The sequence below is a fragment of the Stenotrophomonas sp. 2YAF22 genome (assembly GCF_052114665.1).
Lineage (GTDB): Bacteria > Pseudomonadota > Gammaproteobacteria > Xanthomonadales > Xanthomonadaceae > Stenotrophomonas > Stenotrophomonas indicatrix.
On record NZ_JBFRFE010000581.1, the window covers coordinates 1 to 2,796 of the forward strand.

2 protein-coding genes are annotated in these 2,796 nt (G+C 64.9%); both read right to left on the reverse strand.

Annotated features, from left to right (window positions below; translation table 11 throughout):
* A partial coding sequence (guaA, locus tag AB4Y84_RS18470; RefSeq protein ID WP_442250619.1) for a glutamine-hydrolyzing GMP synthase occupies positions 1–1,070 on the reverse strand: 1,070 nt, incomplete at its 3' end.
* A gap of 109 nt (positions 1,071–1,179) precedes the next feature.
* Positions 1,180–2,637 carry an IMP dehydrogenase gene (guaB, locus tag AB4Y84_RS18475; RefSeq protein ID WP_032976170.1) on the reverse strand — a complete coding sequence of 486 codons (1,458 nt, stop codon included), beginning with the start codon at positions 2,635–2,637 and terminating at the stop codon, positions 1,180–1,182.
* Between the last annotated feature and the right edge of the window lie 159 nt (positions 2,638–2,796).

The following is a 2,796-nucleotide window of genomic DNA, read 5'->3' on the forward strand; positions in this document are numbered from 1 at the left end:
ACGTTGTGGTGGCTCTTGATCACATGCGCCTTGCCGGTCTTGCTGCCGGCCGACTCGATCACGTCCGGGTAGATGGTGCCCTGCGCCAGCCACTTGGCGTTCTTCAGCTTGTTCGACTCTTCGTCGAAGATCTCAACAAACAGGTTGCCGATGATCTTGCGCTTGGCTTCCGGGTCGCTCACGCCTTCCAGCGCGGCGAAGTATCGGTCGGCGGCATTCACACGAACGACCTTTACGCCCATGTGCTCGGCGAACATCGCCATCACCTGGTCGCCTTCCTGCCAGCGCAGCAGGCCGGTATCCACGAACACGCAGGTCAGCTTCTCGCCGATGGCCTTGTGCAGCAGTGCAGCCACCACGGACGAGTCGACGCCGCCGGACAGGCCCAGGATCACTTCGTCATCGCCCACCTGTTCGCGCACGCGGGCGATCTGGTCGTCGATGATGTTGGCGGCGGTCCACAGGGTCTGGCAGCCGCACACGTCCACCACGAAGCGGCGCAGCAGCGCCTGGCCCTGCAGGGTGTGGGTCACTTCCGGGTGGAACTGCACGCCATACCAGCGCTTTTCTTCGTTGGCCATGGCGGCCACCGGAATGCGGTCGGTGGTGGCGGTGATGGTGAAGCCCGGCGGTGCAACGGAGACGTGGTCGCCGTGGCTCATCCAGACATTCAACTTCGGCTCGCCGCCGTGGTCGCTCAGGCCCTTGAACAGTGCATCGGGGTTGATCACGTTCACTTCGGCGTGGCCGAATTCGCGCTGGTCAGCGGCTTCGGTGGCACCGCCCAGCTGGGCGGCCAGGGTCTGCATGCCGTAGCAGATGCCGAAGATCGGCAGGCCGCTGTCGAACACTTCCTGCGGCGCGGCCGGCGCACCCGGCAGCGTGGTCGATTCCGGGCCACCGGACAGGATGATGCCCTTGGCGCCGAACGCGGCGATCTCGCCCGGGTTGTGGTCCCACGCCCAGATTTCGCAGTAGACGCCCAGCTCGCGGATGCGGCGGGCGATCAGCTGCGTGTACTGCGCGCCGAAATCAAGGATGAGGATCTTGTCGTTATGGATGTTGGTCATGGCGCCCCGGCAATGCAGTAGGGAAAACGAAAACGTCAGAATTTTTCAGCGGCAGATGGAGAAAGAGGAACGGGAATCAGCTTCCTCGTTCCTCTTTGCTCGTCCCGCATCAGGAGCGGTAGTTCGGCGGCTCTTTGGTGATCGTCACGTCATGGACGTGGCTCTCGCGCTGGCCGGCGCCGCTGATCTTCACGAACTTGGGCTTGCTGCGCATGTCCTCGACGGTGGCGCAACCCACGTAGCCCATGGTGGCGCGCAGGCCGCCCATCAGCTGGTGGATGATGCCGCCCACCGGGCCGCGGTACGGCACGCGGCCTTCGATGCCTTCGGGCACCAGCTTGTCGGCGGTGGCGGCGTCCTGGAAGTAGCGGTCCTTGGACCCCTTCTCCATCGCAGCCAGCGAGCCCATGCCGCGGTAGCTCTTGTACGAACGGCCCTGGAACAGCTCGGTTTCGCCCGGCGATTCCTCGGTACCGGCCAGCAGGCCACCAATCATGATGGTCGAGGCACCGGCGGCCAGCGCCTTGCCGATGTCGCCGGAGTAGCGGATGCCACCGTCGGCGATCAGCGGGATGCGGTCCTGCAGCGCTTCGGCTACCAGGTCGATCGCGGTGATCTGCGGCACGCCCACGCCAGCCACCACGCGAGTGGTGCAGATCGAGCCCGGGCCGATGCCCACCTTCACTGCGTCCGCGCCGCTGTCCAGCAGCGCCAGCGCGGCTTCACCGGTGCAGATGTTGCCGCCGATGACCTGCACGTTCGGGAAGTTCTTCTTGACCCAGCTGACGCGGTCCAGCACGCCCTGCGAATGGCCGTGCGCGGTATCAACCACGATCACGTCCACGCCGGCAGCGACCAGCGCTTCAACGCGGCGATCGGTGTCGCCACCCACGCCGACGGCGGCGCCGACCAGCAGGCGGGTGGCGATGTCCTTGGCAGCGTTCGGGAAGTCGGTGTTCTTCTGGATGTCCTTGACGGTGATCAGGCCACGCAGGGCGAAATCATCGTTGACCACCAGCACCTTTTCGATGCGGTTGCGGTGCAGCAGCTGCAGCACTTCATCAGACGCGGCGCCTTCCTTGACCGTGATCAGGCGATCCTTCTTGGTCATGATGTGGCGGACCGGATCGTCCAGCTCGGTCTCGAAGCGCATGTCGCGATGGGTCACGATGCCGGCCAGCAGGCCGTCGCTGCCCACCACCGGCACGCCGGAGATGTTGTGCGCCTGGGTCAGGGCCAGCACGTCGCGGATGGTGGTTTCCGGGCCGACGGTGATCGGGTCGCGGATGACACCGGCCTCGAACTTCTTGACCTTGGCCACTTCAGCGGCCTGCTGCTCCACGCTCAGGTTCTTGTGGATGATGCCCATGCCGCCCAGCTGTGCCATGGCGATGGCCAGGCGTGCTTCGGTGACGGTATCCATGGCGGCGGACAGGATCGGAAGCTTGAGCTTCAGGTCGCGCGTCAACCGCGTTTCGAGGTTGACGTCCTTGGGCAGGATGGTCGAATGAGCGGGGACGAGCGAGACGTCGTCGTAGGTGAGAGCTTCAGCCTGGATGCGCAGCATCGGCATACCCGAGATGTGGGGAAGCGCGACATTTTACCCTGTTTTCGCGGCCTGTGGCAGGGGGTAGATGCGACGCAGTGTCGCGCGGGCGAAGATCTGTTCAGGGCACCTACCGAAGCGGGTAGTGCCGGCCGCTGGCCGGCAACCTCATGAACCTTC

Bases quoted from the DNA above. Each gene is read 5' to 3' on its own strand.
- guaB (WP_032976170.1), bottom strand. From the start codon at position 2,637: ATGCTGCGCATCCAGGCTGAAGCTCTCACCTACGACGACGTCTCGCTC.